The 15,884-nt window shown below is 71.5% G+C and carries 14 protein-coding genes and 1 pseudogene; 8 read left to right on the top strand and 7 right to left on the bottom strand.

The window, feature by feature from the left end; all coding sequences use genetic code 11:
- A partial coding sequence (locus ACIRFL_RS10345; RefSeq protein WP_404026145.1) for an alpha amylase C-terminal domain-containing protein occupies positions 1-609 on the top strand: 609 nt, incomplete at its 5' end.
- Here ACIRFL_RS10345 and ACIRFL_RS10340 read toward each other — a convergent pair.
- The 4 genes from ACIRFL_RS10340 to ACIRFL_RS10325 all read right to left on the bottom strand — a co-directional run bounded on the left by ACIRFL_RS10340 (position 584) and on the right by ACIRFL_RS10325 (position 4,562).
- The gene (locus ACIRFL_RS10340; RefSeq protein WP_404026142.1) at positions 584-2,854 is read right to left on the bottom strand and encodes a HelD family protein; all 2,271 of its coding nucleotides are present in this window, start codon (positions 2,852-2,854) and stop codon (positions 584-586) included. The two genes, ACIRFL_RS10345 and ACIRFL_RS10340, sit on opposite strands and share 26 nt — an antisense overlap.
- A 139-nt stretch (positions 2,855-2,993) precedes the next feature.
- Positions 2,994-3,326 (bottom strand): thioredoxin family protein, encoded by a 333-nt coding sequence (locus ACIRFL_RS10335; protein ID WP_404026140.1) that lies wholly within the window; start codon positions 3,324-3,326, stop codon positions 2,994-2,996.
- A complete protein-coding gene (locus ACIRFL_RS10330) occupies positions 3,323-3,751 on the bottom strand; it encodes a MerR family transcriptional regulator (protein ID WP_404026138.1) in 429 nt (142 codons plus the stop codon). The genes ACIRFL_RS10335 and ACIRFL_RS10330 overlap by 4 nt, the downstream gene beginning before the upstream one ends.
- 43 nt (positions 3,752-3,794) lie before the next feature.
- The gene (locus ACIRFL_RS10325) at positions 3,795-4,562 is read right to left on the bottom strand and encodes a DUF2127 domain-containing protein (protein WP_404026135.1); all 768 of its coding nucleotides are present in this window, start codon (positions 4,560-4,562) and stop codon (positions 3,795-3,797) included.
- 76 nt (positions 4,563-4,638) lie between these two features.
- Between ACIRFL_RS10325 and ACIRFL_RS10320 the strand changes: the two are divergent.
- A pseudogene (locus ACIRFL_RS10320) lies at positions 4,639-5,070 on the top strand (TetR/AcrR family transcriptional regulator); the annotation flags it as partial.
- Positions 5,071-5,713: 643 nt separating this feature from the next.
- Here ACIRFL_RS10320 and ACIRFL_RS10315 read toward each other — a convergent pair.
- Entirely contained in the window at positions 5,714-7,141 is a 1,428-nt protein-coding gene (locus ACIRFL_RS10315) for a cation:dicarboxylate symporter family transporter (RefSeq protein ID WP_404026174.1), read from the bottom strand.
- A gap of 121 nt (positions 7,142-7,262) precedes the next feature.
- On the opposite strand from ACIRFL_RS10315, the gene ACIRFL_RS10310 reads away from it, so the two are divergent.
- Both ACIRFL_RS10310 and ACIRFL_RS10305 read left to right on the top strand, forming a co-directional pair.
- A complete protein-coding gene (locus tag ACIRFL_RS10310) occupies positions 7,263-8,978 on the top strand; it encodes an ATP-binding protein (protein ID WP_404026134.1) in 1,716 nt (571 codons plus the stop codon).
- Entirely contained in the window at positions 8,975-9,661 is a 687-nt protein-coding gene (locus ACIRFL_RS10305; protein WP_404026131.1) for a response regulator, read from the top strand. The genes ACIRFL_RS10310 and ACIRFL_RS10305 overlap by 4 nt, the downstream gene beginning before the upstream one ends.
- 9 nt (positions 9,662-9,670) lie before the next feature.
- Here the strand turns inward: ACIRFL_RS10305 and ACIRFL_RS10300 are convergent, their stop codons facing one another.
- Positions 9,671-10,228, bottom strand: a complete 558-nt coding sequence (locus ACIRFL_RS10300; protein WP_404026128.1) for a hypothetical protein — start codon at positions 10,226-10,228, stop codon at positions 9,671-9,673.
- Between the two features lie 31 nt (positions 10,229-10,259).
- On the opposite strand from ACIRFL_RS10300, the gene ACIRFL_RS10295 reads away from it, so the two are divergent.
- The 4 genes from ACIRFL_RS10295 to ACIRFL_RS10280 all read left to right on the top strand — a co-directional run bounded on the left by ACIRFL_RS10295 (position 10,260) and on the right by ACIRFL_RS10280 (position 14,452).
- The gene (locus ACIRFL_RS10295) at positions 10,260-11,147 is read left to right on the top strand and encodes a 5'-methylthioadenosine/S-adenosylhomocysteine nucleosidase (RefSeq protein ID WP_404026127.1); all 888 of its coding nucleotides are present in this window, start codon (positions 10,260-10,262) and stop codon (positions 11,145-11,147) included.
- A 123-nt stretch (positions 11,148-11,270) separates the two neighbouring features.
- On the top strand, positions 11,271-12,644 hold the full coding sequence (locus ACIRFL_RS10290; RefSeq protein WP_404026125.1) for an extracellular solute-binding protein: 1,374 nt from the start codon (positions 11,271-11,273) through the stop codon (positions 12,642-12,644).
- Between the two features lie 13 nt (positions 12,645-12,657).
- The gene (locus ACIRFL_RS10285; protein ID WP_404026122.1) at positions 12,658-13,608 is read left to right on the top strand and encodes a carbohydrate ABC transporter permease; all 951 of its coding nucleotides are present in this window, start codon (positions 12,658-12,660) and stop codon (positions 13,606-13,608) included.
- A gap of 4 nt (positions 13,609-13,612) precedes the next feature.
- Positions 13,613-14,452 carry a carbohydrate ABC transporter permease gene (locus tag ACIRFL_RS10280; protein WP_404026121.1) on the top strand — a complete coding sequence of 280 codons (840 nt, stop codon included), beginning with the start codon at positions 13,613-13,615 and terminating at the stop codon, positions 14,450-14,452.
- A 295-nt stretch (positions 14,453-14,747) separates the two neighbouring features.
- Here the strand turns inward: ACIRFL_RS10280 and ACIRFL_RS10275 are convergent, their stop codons facing one another.
- Positions 14,748-15,773 carry an ATP-dependent 6-phosphofructokinase gene (locus ACIRFL_RS10275; RefSeq protein ID WP_388718384.1) on the bottom strand — a complete coding sequence of 342 codons (1,026 nt, stop codon included), beginning with the start codon at positions 15,771-15,773 and terminating at the stop codon, positions 14,748-14,750.
- Between the last annotated feature and the right edge of the window lie 111 nt (positions 15,774-15,884).

Raw genomic sequence — 15,884 nt, 5'->3', positions numbered from 1 at the left:
AAACGCTCACTGGTCTCCAAGATGCCCGGCGACTGGTGGCAGCAACGCGCCGACCTGCGCGCCTACCTCGCCTTCATGTGGGCCCACCCCGGCAAACAACTCCTCTTCATGGGCCAGGAGTTCGCCCAGGGCGCCGAATGGTCCGAAGCACACGGCCCCGACTGGTGGCTCCTCGACCCCGGCTACGGCGCCGAACCCGACCACCGCGGCGTCCGCGACCTCGTACGCGACCTCAACACCGTCTACCGCACCACCCCCGCCCTGTGGCAACGCGACACCGACCCCACCGGCTTCCAATGGATCACCCCCGACAGCGCCGACGCCGCCGACGACAACGTGTTCGCCTTCCTGAGATACGACGCGGACGGGACACCCCTGCTGTCGGTCTCCCACTTCTCCCCCGTCGTCCGCCACGACTACCGGCTCGCCGTGCCGGACGACGTCCCCGCGTGGCGGGAGGCCGTCAACACGGACGCGGCCGGCTACGGCGGCGGGGACGTGGTGCACCCGCACCCGGTCAAGCCGGAGCCGCGCGGCCGGCACGGTCGCCCCGCGAGCATCCGGCTGACCCTGCCCCCGCTGGCTACGGTGTGGCTGCGGCCTGCCTGAGCCCGTCGGGCAAGCCGCCCGTGTACAGCACGCCCAGCCGCTGGGTGGCCCGGGTCAGGGCCACGTACAGGTCGCTGGTGCCGTACCGGCCCGGCTCCACCACCAGCACCGAGTCGAACTCAAGCCCCTTGGCCTGGCGCGGGTCCAGCAGGACGACGGTCCGCGTCAGGTCGGGCTCGGCGCCGGCCGTGACCCCGTCCAGCCGGGCGGCGAGCGCCCGGTGCAGGTCGCGCGGCGCGATCACCGCGAGGCGGCCCTCGGCGGGCGTCAGTTCGGCGACCGCCTTGGCCACCGCGCCCGGCAGGTCGTCGGCCGCCTGCCGCACCCACGGCCGTACCCCGGTCGAGCGGACGGAGCTGGGCGGTTCGAAGCCGGGCTGTCCGGCGCGGACCACGGCCGCGGCCAGGTCCATGATCTCGGACGGGGTGCGGTAGTTGACGCCGAGGCGGGTGTGCTCCCAGCGGTCCTCGACGTACGGGGCGAGGATCCGGGACCAGGAGCCCACGCCCGCCGGTTCCGCGGTCTGGGCCGGGTCGCCGACCAGGGTCATCGAACGGGTCGGGCTGCGCCGCATCAGCAGCCGCCAGGCCATCGGCGACAGCTCCTGCGCCTCGTCCACGATGATGTGCCCGAACGCCCAGGTCCGGTCGGCCGCGGCCCGCTCGGCGGCGCTGCGGAAGTCGGCCTCCTCGTGCCGCTCGGCGAACCGTTCGGCGTCGATGATGTCGTGCGCGGACAGCACCTCGGAGCCGTCGGGATCGCCGTCCTCCTTGTCCTCGAACTCATAGGTGCGGGACGCGTACGACACATCGAGGACGCCCTGCGCGTAGGCGATCTGCGTCTCCCGTTCCCGTTCGGCGAGCGTCCGCCTGACGCGGTCGTCCTCGCCGAGCAGTTCGGCCGCCTCGTCGAGCAGCGGCACGTCCGCGACGGTCCACGCCCGGGTCACCGGACGGCGGATCGCGGCGGCGTCCTCGTCGCTCAGATACCCGTCGGGGTCGGCGAGGAAGTCCGCGAGCAGCCGGCGCGGGGTCAGCCTCGGCCACAGCTGGTCGATGGCGGACCAGACGTCCGGGTTCTCGGCGAGTTCGTCGCGGATCTGGGTGATGTCGGCGGCGTCCAGCAGGTTGCCGCCGTCGTACGGGTCGGTGCCGATGCGCTCGGCCACCATGTCGGTGAGCGTGTTGAGGATGTGGCCCTCGAAGTGCTCGCGAGCCACGTTGTGCGGCAGCCCGGCGGCGCGGGTGCGCTCGCGGGCGACCCTCACCAGGCCGTCGTCGAGCATCAGGACCTCGCGGTCGTGCTCGATCGCGATCACCGGGTCGGGCAGCGCCTGCCGGTCGCGTACGACGGCGGCGAGCACGTCGGCCATGTCGGCGCGGCCCTTGACCGCCGCGGCCCGCGGGGTGTCCTGGGCGGTGGCCCGCACCCCGGGGAACAGCTCGCCGACCGTGGCGAGCAGCACCCCCGTCTCACCGAGGGAGGGCAGCACCTCGCCGATGTAGCCGAGGAAAGCGGGGTTGGGGCCGACGATCAGGACGGCACGGCGGGCCAGCAGGTCCCGGTGCTCGTAGAGCAGATAGGCCGCCCGGTGCAGCGCGACCGCGGTCTTGCCGGTGCCGGGGCCGCCCTCGACCACCAGCACCCCGCGGTGGGGCGCCCGGATGATCTCGTCCTGCTCGGCCTGGATGGTCTGCACGATGTCGCTCATGCGGCCGGTGCGCGCGGAGTTGAGCGCGGCCAGGAGCACGGCGTCGCCGGTCGGGTCCTCGTGGCCGGTGCGAGTGGCGTCGCCGAGGTCGAGGATCTCGTCGTGCAGTGAGGTGACTGTGCGGCCGTCGGTGGAGATGTGCCGGCGCCGGCGCAGGCCCATCGGGGTGTGGCCGGTGGCCAGGTAGAAGGGGCGGGCGACATCGGCGCGCCAGTCGATGAGGACCGGGGTGCGCTCGGCGTCGTCGGCACGCAGCCCGATACGGCCGATGTGGTGGGTGGTGCCCGAGGTCAGGTCGATGCGGCCGAAGCAGAGCGAGCCCTCCACGGCGTTCAGCGCGGCGAGCAGCCCGGACCGTTCGGCGACCAGGATGTCCCGCTCCAGGCGGGCCTGTCTGGGGGTGTGGCCCTGCGCGAGGGCGTCCGCGACGGAGGTCTCGGTGTCGCCGCGCAGCGCGTCGACACGCGCGTACAGTCCGTCGATGAATTCCTGCTCGCGACGCAATTCATCGTCCGGAAATTCGGTGTTTGACAATTCCGCTCCCGCCCGGATATACTGTGCTCACTGAACTTCTTTGCGACCGCATTTCCTTGAAGTCGCGAATCACTGAATATACGCAGGGAAATCCCCCGAGCGCAATTGCTCGGGGGATTTTTTTGCGGGCGTCACCGTCCTACAGCACGTCGGACAGCTCCTCCAGGAGCCTGCGCCGGGGCCGGGCCCCGACCATCGCCTTCACCGGCTCACCAGCCCGGAACACCATGAACGTCGGCATCGACAGCACCTTGTACGCGTTGGTGGTCACCGGATTGGCGTCCACGTCCAGTTGCACGACCTTCAGCCGGTCGCTCGTCTCGGCGGCGAGCGCGCCGAGCACCGGCGCCATCTGCCGGCACGGCGGACACCAGTCGGCGGTGAACTCCACCAGCACCGGCAGCTCGGATTCGATCACCTCCGCCGTGAAGTCCCCGTCCGTCACCTCGGCCACGCCGAGCGTCCTGGTCATCGTCGGTGTCCTCCCAGTTCGCACTCCGGTTCCGGACCGCCCGGAACCAGCGCATCGGCGGCCAGTGCCTCCCTGGCCCGCTCCGCACGCCCGAGCTGCCCGGCGACCTGCGCCCGCACCGCCCGCAGCTCCCCGATCAGGGCGTCCAGCTCGTCCAGCTTGCGCCGGTAGACCGCGAGCGAGGCGGGGCAGGAGTCGCCCTCCGGGTGCCCGGCCCGCAGACACTCCACGAACGGCCGGGTCTCCTCCAGGTCGAACCCGAAGTCCTGCAGCGTCCGGATCTGGGTGAGCAGCTGCACGTCCCGCTCGTCGTAGACGCGGTGGCCCTTGCCGTCGCGGCGCGCGGGCAGCAGCCCCCGCGCCTCGTAGTACCGAAGTGTCCGCGTGGTGGTCCCGGCCCGTGCGGCCAGCTCGCCGATGCGCATGTCCCCGACGGTAGGCGTTGACGTCGACGTCAGGGCAACCCGGTCATCCGGGCTCCCCCGCGGACCGGGCCACCTCCAGCAGGGAGGCGCTGTGCCGCTCCGCGTCGTAGGCCCGGCGTCCGCCGCGCAGACCGAACAGGCGCTTGGCGAGCGCGATGTAGAGGACGGCGAGGATATTGACGACGAGGGTGGCGATCTTCACCCAGCTGACGCGTTCGCCGAGTTCGTAGATCTCCAGCGGCAGGAAGGCGGCGGTGGCGACGACGGTCAGGTACTCCGCCCAGCGCTTGGCGTACCAGAGCCCGACCGCCTCCACCAGCTCGATCAGCGCGTACGCCAGCAGCAGCGCCGCCACCAGCAGCAGCAGCGTGGAGTGCCGGTAGCCGAAGGCCCGCTGGACGGAGCCCACCACCGGGGAGTGGTCGAGGTCGTAGTGGAAGTGCCGGAAGACCGGGCGGAAGACGTCCAGGTACTCGTCGAACAGCCGCCGTACCGCGTTCTCGCTGTTGCTGAACCGCCACACGGCCACCGCGACCAGCACGACGAACACCCCGCGCACGGCCCGCTCGACGGCCAGGCAGCGCAGGATGAACAGGTCCCGCAGCACCTTGCCGCGCGGCACCAGCGGGGCGTCGGCGGCGGGCCCCGAGCCGTGCGGCTCGCCGAGCACGAAGTCGCCGCAGCGCAGGCACCGCCAGACCTCGCCGAGCGCGGTCCGGGCGTGCAGCCGTACCCGCAGCCGGGGATCGTCCGGGGCGTAGGTCACATGGCCCTTGCGCGCGCACGTGCGCCGGTTCCAGTCGATCCCCATCCCCCGTGTCCTCCGTAGCTGCCCGCGGCGGTGCCGCGCCGGTCCGTCCGGCACGGCACCGTAGTGCACCCAGGTGATCACCGACGGCGCGGTGGAGTCGCTGGCCGCCACGCACGCGGCGGGCCGCGCGGGCGTCGCGGACCCGGCCGAGGCCGTGGCACGTTCGGTGCTCGCGGTGTGGGAGATCGCCGACCGCTACCGGCTGCTGGTGGCGCTGGCCCAGCGCACGGTCACCGTGCAGGGCATCAGGGAACGCCTGACCCCGGTCCGCGAGGCGTGCGCTGAACTGCTCCAACGCGGCCTGGACCGTGGCGTGTTTTGTTCACCGCTGCCGGCGGCAGCGCTGGCGTACGTCCACGAGCAGATGCTGTTCGCGGTGATGGAGGCGGTGAACGACGGTCTCCTGCCCCCCGCGGAGGCGGGCGGCTCCGCCGCGATCAGCGTCCTGACGGCAGCAGGCATGCCCCCCGACGAAGCCACCGCCCTGGTGACCGGCCTGAACAGCTGACCCACCGGCCCCGGCCACACGCCCGCCACAGCCCACCCCGGGGGCGCGGGGAACTACGCACTCAACGAGGAACGGCACACCCGGCCTCAACACGGCCACCACACAGGCCGCCGGCACACGGGCCCCGGACGCATGCGCGGCTACGCGCGGGCCGCCGGCAGATGGGTCGCCGCCACACAGGCCCCGCACACCGCACTGGCCGCCACCACACGGGCAGCCGACACATGGGCCGCCAACACACAGGCTCCGCGCGCAGGCCCCCGCCGCACGAGCCGCCAACACACAAAGAGGCCCACCGACGCACAGGTCGCCACCACATGAGCCCCGGCCCGCGAGCCGCAGACGCGCGGGGGCGGCCCACACACAAGGCCGCCAACACACAGGCGACCGACACATGGGCCTCAAACACACGGGCCCCGCGCACAGGCTCCGCCCCCTGCCTCCGGCTGCCGACGCACCGGCGGCTGGAGCCGAGGGCGGGCGTGCGACGGAACCCGAAGGCAGGGGGCTGATGCACAACGGAACCGGGCGGCCGGGCAACGGGGGATGCTCGGCCGCCCGGGGCGGTCGCCGGACGTCCGGCCCGAGTTCAGGCCGGGCCGCACGCCCGGAGTCAGGACCGGGGCGACGCCCGGCGGAGGCGTTACGCCTTGGCCAGTTCTTTCTCGTTGTCGCCGTTGCCCGGCCGCTCCGGCAGCTCGGACGTCGGTGCCTGTTCGCCCTCGTCCAGCAGGGTCTTCTCGTCGAACGGCAGCTCACCGGCGAGCACCCGCCGGACGCGGTCCGTGTCGATCTCCTTCGTCCAGGTGCCGATCAGCACGGTGGCGACGGCGTTGCCCGCGAAGTTCGTCAGGGCGCGGGCCTCGCTCATGAAGCGGTCGATGCCGACGATCAGACCGACGCCGTCGACCAGCGCGGGCTTGTGCGACTGCAGACCGCCCGCCAGCGTGGCGAGCCCGGCGCCGCTGACGCCGGCGGCGCCCTTGGAGGCGAGCAGCAGGAACAGCAGCAGCGGGATCTGCTCGCCGACCGACATCGGCGTACCCAGGGCGTCGGCGATGTACAGCGACGCCATGGTCATGTAGATCATGGTGCCGTCGAGGTTGAAGGAGTAGCCGGTCGGCACGGTGATGCCGACCACGGGCTTGCTGACGCCCAGGTGCTCCATCTTCGCGATGAGCCGCGGCAGCGCGGACTCGGAGGAGGAGGTGGACAGGATCAGCAGGAACTCCCGGGCCAGGTACTTGAACAGCGCGAAGACGTTCAGCCCCGCGATGGCCCGCAGCAGCGCGCCGAGCACCACGAAGACGAACAGGACGCACGTGACGTAGAAGCCGAGCATCAGCACCGCGAGGCTCTTCAGGGCCTCCAGGCCAGAGGAGCCGACCACCGCGGCGATGGCGCCGAAGGCACCGATGGGTGCGGCCCACATCACCATGGCGAGGATGCGGAAGACGAGCCGCTGGATGTGCTCGATGCCACGCAGCACCGGCTGGCCGGCCGAGCCCATCGCCTGCAGCGCGAACCCGGCGAGGAGCGCGATCAGGAGCGTCTGGAGAACCTGGCCCTCGGTGAAGGCGGAGACGAACGTGGTCGGGATGATCGACAGCACGAAGTCCACCGGCGGCAGCGCGTCGCTGGACACCTGGGCGTGCCCGGTCTGCTTGATCGCGTCGGTCAGGTGCAGCCCGTCACCGGGGTGCAGCACGTTGCCGACGACGAGACCTATGGTGAGCGCGACGAGGGACATCACGAGGAAGTAGCCGAGCGCGATACCGCCGACCGCGCCGACCTTGGCCGCCTTGCGGACCGAGCCGATGCCCAGCACGATCGTGCAGAAGATGACCGGCGAGATCATCATCTTGATCAGGTTCACGAAGCCCGTGCCGAGCGGTTTCAGCTCGACCCCGAAGTCGGGCCAGATGAGGCCCACGGCGATGCCGAGCGCGACCGCGGCGATCACGGCGATGTACAGATAGTGGGTGCGGTCCCGCTTGGCGGCGGGTGCGGCAGGTGCCGTTTCGGATGTGCTGGCGGCCACGGCTGCCCTCCTTGACGTCTTCGTCGGCATCACCGGCGTGCGGCTCACGTCCGGGGGATATGGGGGATGCCGTGACTATCTCCCGGTCTGTGAGGGCGGTCACCCTTACGTTCATTTAGTTCGCGCTTAACCGGAGAGGCACACTGACGACATGCGCTTCTCCGCCCTGCCCCGACCCCGCAGCCTGGCCGGCCAGCTGTTCGCCATGCAGGCCGTGCTGATCGCGGTCGTGGTCGCCGGGTACGCGCTGTTCACCTATCTCAGCGACCGCGGCCAGGCCGAGGACGCGGCGGGCCGGCAGGCCACGGCCGTGGCCCGCTCGATAGCCGACGCCCCCTCGGTGCGGGAGGCGATCGACACCGCGGACCCGACGGCCCGGCTCCAGCCGTACGCGCTCCAGGTCCAGCGGGACACCGGCGTGGACTTCGTGACGATCATGAATCCGCGGGGCATCCGCTGGACCCACCCGGACACCACGCAGATCGGCGGGAAGTTCCTCGGGCACATCGGGCCCGCCCTGCGGGGCCACTCCTTCACCGAGACGTACACCGGCACCCTCGGCCCCTCCGTGCGCGCCGTCACACCCGTCTGGGACGGCAACCGGGTCATCGGCCTGGTGAGCGCGGGCATCCGCGTCGAGGCCATCAGCGAGCGGGTGCAGGAGCAGGTCACGGCCATGGCCGGGGTCGCGGCCGGCGCCCTGGCGCTGGGCGGCGTCGGCACGTACGTCATCAACGCCCGGCTGCGCCGGCACACCCATGGCATGAACGCGGCCGAGCTGAGCCATATGCACGACTACCACCAGGCCGCGCTGCACGCGGTGCGCGAGGGGCTGCTGATGCTGGACGGCCAGTTCCGCGTGGCCCTCATCAACGACGGCGGGCGGGAACTGCTCGGCGTCGGCCCGAAGGAGGAGGTGGTGGGCCGCTCGGTGGCCGACCTCGGGCTGCCCGCACCGCTCACCGGGGCGCTGCTGGCCTCGGAGCCGCGCGTCGACGAGGTGCATCTGACGGCGGACCGGGTGCTGGTCGTCAACACCTCGCCGGTGTCCGGCGGTGAGCGCCGCGGCACCGTCGCCACCCTCCGGGATGTCACCGAACTCCAGTCGCTCATGGGCGAGTTGGACTCCGAGCGTGGTTTCACCCAGGCGTTGCGCTCGCAGGCCCACGAGGCGGCGAACCGGCTGCACACGGTGGTCTCCCTGATCGAGCTGGGCCGTGCGGAGGAGGCGGTGGAGTTCGCGACCGCCGAGCTGGAGCTGGCCCAGGCGCTGACCGACCAGGTGGTGGCCGCGGTCAGCGAGCCAGTGCTGGCCGCCCTGCTGCTCGGCAAGACCGCCCAGGCCAACGAGCGGGGCGTGGAGCTGGTGGTGGCGCCGGAGAGCCGGCTGGACGACGGCCTGCTCCCGCCGGGCCTGCCGGCCCGCGACCTGGTGACGATCCTCGGCAATCTGATCGACAACGCGGTGGACGCGGCCCAGGGCAGCGTGGGGGCCCGGGTCACGGTGACGGCATACACAGAAGACACCGACGACACGGAAGACACGGAAGACACGGCCGCAGGGGGCCGCGCCGAACTGGTGCTGCGGGTCGCCGACTCGGGCAGCGGGGTGGATCCGGCCCATGCCGAGCTGGTATTCCAGCGGGGATTCACGACCAAGCCGGCCGGGCCCCAGGGCCGTGGGCTCGGTCTCGCGCTGGTGCGGCAGGCGGTCACCCGGCAGGAGGGCACGTTGACGGTGACGGAAAACCAAAAGGGCGCTACGGACGCTGCGGGCGGCGCGGTGTTCGAGGTACGGCTGCCGCTGGGCAGGACGGCGGGGCCGGCCCGCAGGAGCGCCGGCGCCGCGGCGCGAGGTGAGGCATGACGGCGGGGCAGCCCATCCGGGTCCTCGTCGTGGAGGACGACCCGGTCGCCGCGGACGCGCATGTGCTGTACGTCGGACGGGTGCCGGGCTTCGTCGCCGTGGGCAAGGCGCACACCGGCGCTGAGGCCCGGCGCGTACTGGACCGCACCCCGGTGGACCTGCTGCTGCTCGACCTGCACCTGCCGGACGTGCACGGCCTGCAGTTCGCCCGCTCGATGCGGGCGGCCGGCCACCACGCCGACGTGATAGCGGTGACGTCCGCCCGGGACCTGACCGTGGTGCGCGAAGGGGTCTCGCTCGGGGTCGTGCAGTACGTCCTCAAGCCCTTCACCTTCGCGACCCTGCGGGACCGGCTGCTGCGCTACGCCGAGTTCCACGCGGCGGCCGGCGAGGCCAGCGGGCAGGACGAGGTGGACCGGGCGCTCGCGGTGCTGCGGGCGCCGAGCCCGGCGGCGCTGCCGAAGGGCCTGAGCGCGCCCACCCTGGAGCGGGTCACGGTGACCCTGCGCGACCACACCGGGGGGCTCACCGCGACCGGCGTCGCCGAGGCGGTCGGCATCTCCCGCATCACCGCCCGCCGCTATCTGGAACACCTGGTCGACACGGGCCGGGCGGCCCGCAGCCCGCAGTACGGCACGGTGGGCCGCCCGGAACTGCAGTACCGGTGGGTGACGGGGCAGTGAGGTGAGCGCTCAGTCCGCCTCGGGTGCCGGACGGAGCGGCACGGCGTAGAGCACGATGTACAGGCCGAGTCCGCCCACCGCAAGGGCCTCCAGCAACGACAGGGACACCAGCCCCGCCGACACCCCGCCCGCCACCCAGTACACGACGAGCCCGCTCGCCGGCACCACGCAGAACGCCAGCAGGTCCACCACCAGTTGCACGGCCTTGCGGGACAGGCGCCGGGCGTCCTGCCGGTGCGCCGTCTCCCAGCGGAAGACCTCCGTCGCCTCCGCGTCGGCCAGTTCGGCCAGCCGCGGCGCCAGTTCGTCGCGCACATAGGCGCCGATCGCCGATATCTTCTGGTCGTTGACCAGGTACGTCCAGCCGAGGACCACGCACACCGGGGGCAGGGCCAGCAGCATGGCGGGCCGGCCTGCCTGGGCGACGGCGGCGACGACCGCGGCCACCACGGTGAGGGTGACGTAGAGCAGATTGTCGCGGAAGCCGATCCGGCTCTTCTGCTCGTCCTTGACGGCCTGGTACTCGGTGAGCAGCAACTGGCCCACGCTGACGTCTCGTTCCGGCACTGGCACCCCTTCCCCCGGCTACCTTAAGAGTGTGCCGCAGACACCGCCCACCGCATTGGTCCTGACCGCGCTCGCGCTGGAGTACGCGGCGGTGCGCGCCCAGGTGACGGAGCGCCGGGAGCGGGTGCACACGGGCGGGACGCGGGTGGAGGTGGGACGGCTGCCCGGTTGCTCCTGGCGGGTGGCGTCCGCCGAGCTGGGTGAGGGCGCGCGGACCGCCGCCGCGCTCACCGGTTCGCTCATCGACTGGCTGCGTCCGCGGGCGGTGCTGTTCGTCGGCGTCGCGGGCGCCCTCAAGGACGATGTCGCCCTCGGTGACGTGGTGGTGGGCACCAAGGTGTACGCCGTCCACGGCGGCAAGCAGACACCCGAGGGCCTGCTGGTCCGCCCGGAGGGCTGGTTCGGCTCCAACGCGCTGGTGCAGGCGGCCCGTTCGGCCGTACGGGACATGCCGGGCGTACGGGTGCACTTCAAGCCGATCGCCACCGGTGACGTGGTCCTGGCCGACGCCGGCTCCGCTCTCGCCCGGCGGCTGCGGGAGCACTACAACGACGCGGCGGCGATCGAGATGGAGGGTTCGGGAGCGGTCCACGCGGCCCATCTGAGCGGGCAGGTCGACGCGTTGGTGATCCGCGGCATCAGCGACCGCGCCGACGCGGACAAGCAACGGGCCGACGCCACCGGTTCCCAGGAGCGGGCCGCGGCGCGGGCGGCGGCCGTCGCCGTGGCGGTGCTGCGCACGCACGCCCCGGACGGCGACACCGCCTGGGACGGCGACGCCCCGGCCGACCCCGAGACGGACGCCCAAGTCACCTACGGCGGCGACCACATCGACTTCCGGGGCGGCACCTTCCACGCACCCGTCGTCGGCAAGACGGTGCACACCGACCGCACCGGCCACACCGACGAGCGCCGCTGACGGCACCCCCGGATCACCCGAGGCACCGCCGCCAATCCGCCGCACATGCATTGACCTGACTAGACCACTGCTCCTACCGTCACGGAACCACCAGGCCACACCGCCGTGCGCCCGCAGGAGGTCATGCCCGTGCGCCCCACCGCCGCCCTCACCACCCTCCTCGCCGCCGGCCTCGCCGCCACCGCGCTCACCGCGTGCGGCAGCGGGTCCGGCAGCAGCCCCGACACCGTGAAGATCAGCTTCAAGCAGTCGACGGACAACTCGATCAAGGTGATGGACACCTATCTCGCCGACATCAAGAAGCAGTTCGAGAAGAAGTACCCGGGCAAGAAGGTCGAGTTCGTACCCGTCAAGGCCGCCGACTCGGAGTACTACACCAAGCTCCAGCAGATGCTCCGCTCCCCCAAGACCGCGCCCGACCTGGTCTACGAGGACACCTTCCTCATCAACTCGGACATCACCAGCGGGTACTTGAAGCCCCTCGACCCCTATCTCGACGCGTGGCCCGACTGGGACCAGTTCATCGACACCGCCAAGTCCGCGGCCCGGGGCGAGGACGGCAAGACGTACGGCGTCCCGGACGGCACCGACACCCGCGGACTCTGGTTCGACAAGGGCGTGTTCGAGAAGGCCGGGCTGCCCGCCGACTGGCAGCCGAAGACCTGGGACGACGTGCTCGACGCCGCCCGCACCATCAAGCGGAAGGTGCCCGGCGTCACCCCGCTCAACATCTACACGGGCAAGCCGGCCGGCGAGGCCGCCACCATGCAGTGCTTCGAGATGCTGCTGTACGGCACCGGCGACGGCAGCGCCGATCCGCTGTACGACACCGCGTCCAAGAAGTGGATCACCGCGGGGCAGGGCTTCGAGGACGCGCTCACGTTCGTGGAGACCGTCTTCAAGGAAAAGCTCGGCCCGGACGTGGCCGACGCCCTCGACCCCAACTTCGGCACCCGGGTGCGCGGCGAACTCCTCCCCCAGGGCAAGCTCGGCATCGACCTCGACGGCTCGTGGCTCCCGCAGGACTGGCTGCCGGGCAGCGGCCACGAGTGGCCCGAGTGGTCCAAGCGGCTCGGACTGGCCGCCATGCCCACCCAGCACGGCCAGGCCCCCGGCAAGGTGAGCATGTCCGGCGGCTGGACCTGGGCGATCCCCGCCAAGGCGGGCAACCCCGACCTGGCCTTCGACTTCGTCAAGATGATGCAGACGAAACCGAACGCGCAGAAGTGGTACATCGCCAACTCCGGCATCGCCGTGCGCAAGGACGTGGCGAGCGATCCCTCCTACGTGGCGGCGCAGCCCGGCATCAAGTTCTTCACCGACCTCGTCGCGAGCACGCACTACCGGCCCGCCTACCCGGCGTACCCGAAGGTCTCCACCGCCATCCAGGAGGCGATGGAGGGCGTGACGACGGGTGACACATCGGTCGACGCGGCGGCGAAGGCGTACGACGACGCGCTGAAGACCGCCACCGACAACCAGGTCATCGAGAAGTGACCGGCGAGCGGCCATGACCACCGCATCGCACGCGGGTCCGGGCGTAGCGCCCGCCGCCCCGGACCCCACGCCCCCCGAACCGGCGCCACGGCCGGCCCCCGGGTCGCTGCGCCGCGCGCTCACCCGGGCGCTGCCCCTGACCCCCGCCCTGGTGGTCCTGCTGCTGTTCCTGGCGGGCCCCATCGCCTACTGCGCCTACATCGCCTTCACCGACCTCCAGTTGACCGGCCAGGCGCATGCGTCCTTCGTCGGGTTCGCCAACTTCCGCCGGGCGTTCGGGGACCAGCAGTTCCTCAACGCGGTGTGGCTGACGCTGGTGTTCACCGTCCTGTCGTCGCTGGTCGGCCAGAACACCCTGGGCCTGGCGCTCGCCGCGCTGATGCGGCGCGCCTCCAAGCCGGTGCGCACGCTGACCGGGGCGGTGGTGATCACGGCGTGGGTGCTGCCGGAGGTCGTGGCGGCCTTCCTCCTGTACGCCTTCTTCCGCCGCGAGGGCACCCTGAACGCCGTCCTGGACTGGCTGCATCTGCCGTCCCAGAACTGGCTGTTCACGCTGCCCATCCTGGCGGTGTCGTTCGCGAACGTGTGGCGGGGCACCGCCTTCTCGATGCTGGTCTACTCGGCGGCGCTCGGCGAGATCCCGAAGGAGATCACGGAGGCGGCCGAGGTGGACGGCGCGAGCGGCTGGCGCCGCATGTGGCACATCACGCTGCCGATGATCCGCCGCTCCATCGGTACCAACCTGATGCTCAACACCCTGCAGACGCTGTCGGTGTTCGGACTGATCTGGGTGATGACCCGGGGCGGGCCGGGCGACCGGAGCCAGACCCTGCCCCTGTTCATGTACGAACAGGCCTTCCAGAACAGCATGATCGGCTACGGCACCGCGGTGGCGCTGCTGCTGCTCCTGGTCGGCTCCCTGTTCTCCGTCGTCTATCTGCGCCTGCTGCGGACGGAGGTCTGACGCCATGCCCCGTACCCTCGGCTCCCGCCGCACCCGTCACCGGCTGGCCGCCGACGCGGGCCTGCTGGTCGCGGCCGTCGCGTTCGCGCTGCCGCTGCTGTGGGTGGTGCTGTCCTCCCTGGACCCGCACGCCGATCTCAGGGTGAAGGTCCCCGACGGGCTGACCCTGGACAACTTCGACGCCGTCCTCAACGCGGACGTCACCTTCACTCCGCTGCTCAACAGCCTGATCCTGTGCGGCGGCGCGACCCTGCTCACGGTGGTGTGCGCGGCGCTCGCGGCCTATCCGCTGTCCCGGTTCCGTTCCCGGCTGAACCGTCCGTTCCTGCTGACGATCCTGTTCGCCACCAGCCTGCCCATCACCGCGATCATGGTCCCGGTGTACGCGCTGTTCGTCCAGGTGAACCTCATCGACACCCTGCAGGGCACGATCCTGTTCTTCGCCGCGTCCCAACTGCCGTTCGGCATCTGGCTGATGAAGAACTTCATGGACGGCGTGCCGAAGGAGCTGGAGGAGGCGGCGTGGACGGACGGCGCGTCCTCGCTGCAGTCACTCGTCCGGATCGTGCTGCCGCTGATGGGGCCCGGGGTCGCCGTGGTCACCGTCTTCTCGTTCGTGATGATGTGGGGCAACTTCTTCGTGCCGTTCATGCTGCTGCTCAGCCCGGACCAGATGCCCGCCTCGGTGAGCATCAACGAGTTCTTCGGCAACCGGGGCATGGTGGCGTACGGGCAGCTGGCCGCGTTCTCGGTGGTCTACTCGACGCCGGTGATCCTGCTGTACGTGCTGGTCGCGCGCCGCCTGGGAGGCGGTTTCGCACTGGGCGGCGCAATCAAGGGCTGACCCCACCGCCCCGGTCCCGCAGGGGGCTGGATCGCCCTGGCGGCGGGCTCCGTCACGTCGGCGGCAGGCCGGATCGCACGCGCTCCGGAAGAGAACGACGAACATCCGCAACGGCAGCGGCAGCGGCACAGGCCACCCGCCCCCTCGCCGCACGTCGACACCGACCTGCCACACGGACACCCACCATCGACTGCGGCACTCCCGCGAGGGGGCCGGCACGGCCTTCGCCATCGCCCTGGTGGCGGGCTGGATCGTGCACGTTCTGGAGGAGGCCGCACCGGCAGCGTCCGAAGGCTCAGAAGACCGACTCGGCCTCGTCCATGCGGTCCTTGGGGACCGTCTTCAGCTCGGTGACCGCCTCCGCGAGCGGCACCATCACGATGTCGGTGCCGCGCAGCGCGGTCATCCTGCCGAACTCGCCCCGGTGCGCGGCCTCCACCGCGTGCCAGCCGAAGCGGGTGGCGAGCACCCTGTCGTACGCGGTCGGCGTGCCACCGCGCTGGACATGGCCCAGGATGACCGGCTTGGCCTCCTTGCCGAGCCGCCGCTCCAGCTCGTACGCGAGGGCCGTGCCGATGCCCTGGAAGCGCTCGTGCCCGTACTGGTCGATCGCGCCCTTGCCGTAGTCCATCGTGCCCTCGGCGGGGTGCGCGCCCTCGGCGACGCAGATGACGGCGAACTTCTTGCCGCGGTCGAACCGTTCCTCGACCATCTTGACCAGGTCACCCGGGTCGAACGGCCGCTCGGGCAGGCAGATGCCGTGGGCGCCGCCGGCCATGCCGGACTCCAGGGCGATCCAGCCTGCGTGCCGGCCCATGACCTCGACGACCATCACGCGCTGGTGGGACTCCGCGGTGGTCTTGAGGCGGTCCATCGCGTCGGTGGCGACGCCGACCGCGGTGTCGAAGCCGAAGGTGCGGTCCGTGGAGGAGATGTCGTTGTCGATCGTCTTCGGGACGCCCACGACCGGCAGGCCCGCGTCGGAGAGCATCCGGGCCGCGGTCAGCGTGCCCTCGCCGCCGATGGGGATCAGCGCGTCGATCCCGAACTCGTCGACCATGTCGGTGGCCCGCTCGCATGCCTCGCGCAGCCGGTCGCGCTCCAGGCGCGAGGAGCCGAGGATGGTCCCGCCGAGGGAGAGGATGCCGCCGACCGCGTCGAGGTCAAGGGTGCGGTAGTGGCCGTCGAGCAGTCCGCGGTAGCCGTCCTCGAAGCCGATCACCTCATCGCCGTAGTTCGTGACCGCCCGGTGCACGACCGACCGGATCACGGCGTTCAGACCGGGGCAGTCGCCGCCTGCGGTGAGGACTCCGATGCGCATCCTGCTGTGTCTCCTGCTCGCTGTCGACGCGGGTGAGCCAGTCCGATTGTTTCATGTCCCGGAGGCGGACGCGGCACCCCGTCCTGACGGGCGCTTTATCCGCGGGCGAAG

This window comes from Streptomyces sp. NPDC102462, assembly GCF_044765425.1.
Classification (GTDB): Bacteria; Actinomycetota; Actinomycetes; order Streptomycetales; family Streptomycetaceae; genus Streptomyces.
This window is presented reverse-complemented; position numbering and strand designations above follow the sequence as displayed.

Coding starts and splice junctions, on each gene's coding strand:
- ACIRFL_RS10335 (WP_404026140.1), bottom strand. CDS start 3,326: ATGACCAGGACGCTCGGCGTGGCCGAGGTGACGGACGGGGACTTCACG.
- ACIRFL_RS10330 (WP_404026138.1), bottom strand. CDS start 3,751: ATGCGCATCGGCGAGCTGGCCGCACGGGCCGGGACCACCACGCGGACA.
- ACIRFL_RS10325 (WP_404026135.1), bottom strand. CDS start 4,562: ATGGGGATCGACTGGAACCGGCGCACGTGCGCGCGCAAGGGCCATGTG.
- ACIRFL_RS10315 (WP_404026174.1), bottom strand. CDS start 7,141: ATGCCGACGAAGACGTCAAGGAGGGCAGCCGTGGCCGCCAGCACATCC.
- ACIRFL_RS10310 (WP_404026134.1), top strand. CDS start 7,263: ATGCGCTTCTCCGCCCTGCCCCGACCCCGCAGCCTGGCCGGCCAGCTG.
- ACIRFL_RS10305 (WP_404026131.1), top strand. CDS start 8,975: ATGACGGCGGGGCAGCCCATCCGGGTCCTCGTCGTGGAGGACGACCCG.
- ACIRFL_RS10290 (WP_404026125.1), top strand. CDS start 11,271: ATGCCCGTGCGCCCCACCGCCGCCCTCACCACCCTCCTCGCCGCCGGC.
- ACIRFL_RS10285 (WP_404026122.1), top strand. CDS start 12,658: ATGACCACCGCATCGCACGCGGGTCCGGGCGTAGCGCCCGCCGCCCCG.
- ACIRFL_RS10280 (WP_404026121.1), top strand. CDS start 13,613: ATGCCCCGTACCCTCGGCTCCCGCCGCACCCGTCACCGGCTGGCCGCC.
- ACIRFL_RS10275 (WP_388718384.1), bottom strand. CDS start 15,773: ATGCGCATCGGAGTCCTCACCGCAGGCGGCGACTGCCCCGGTCTGAAC.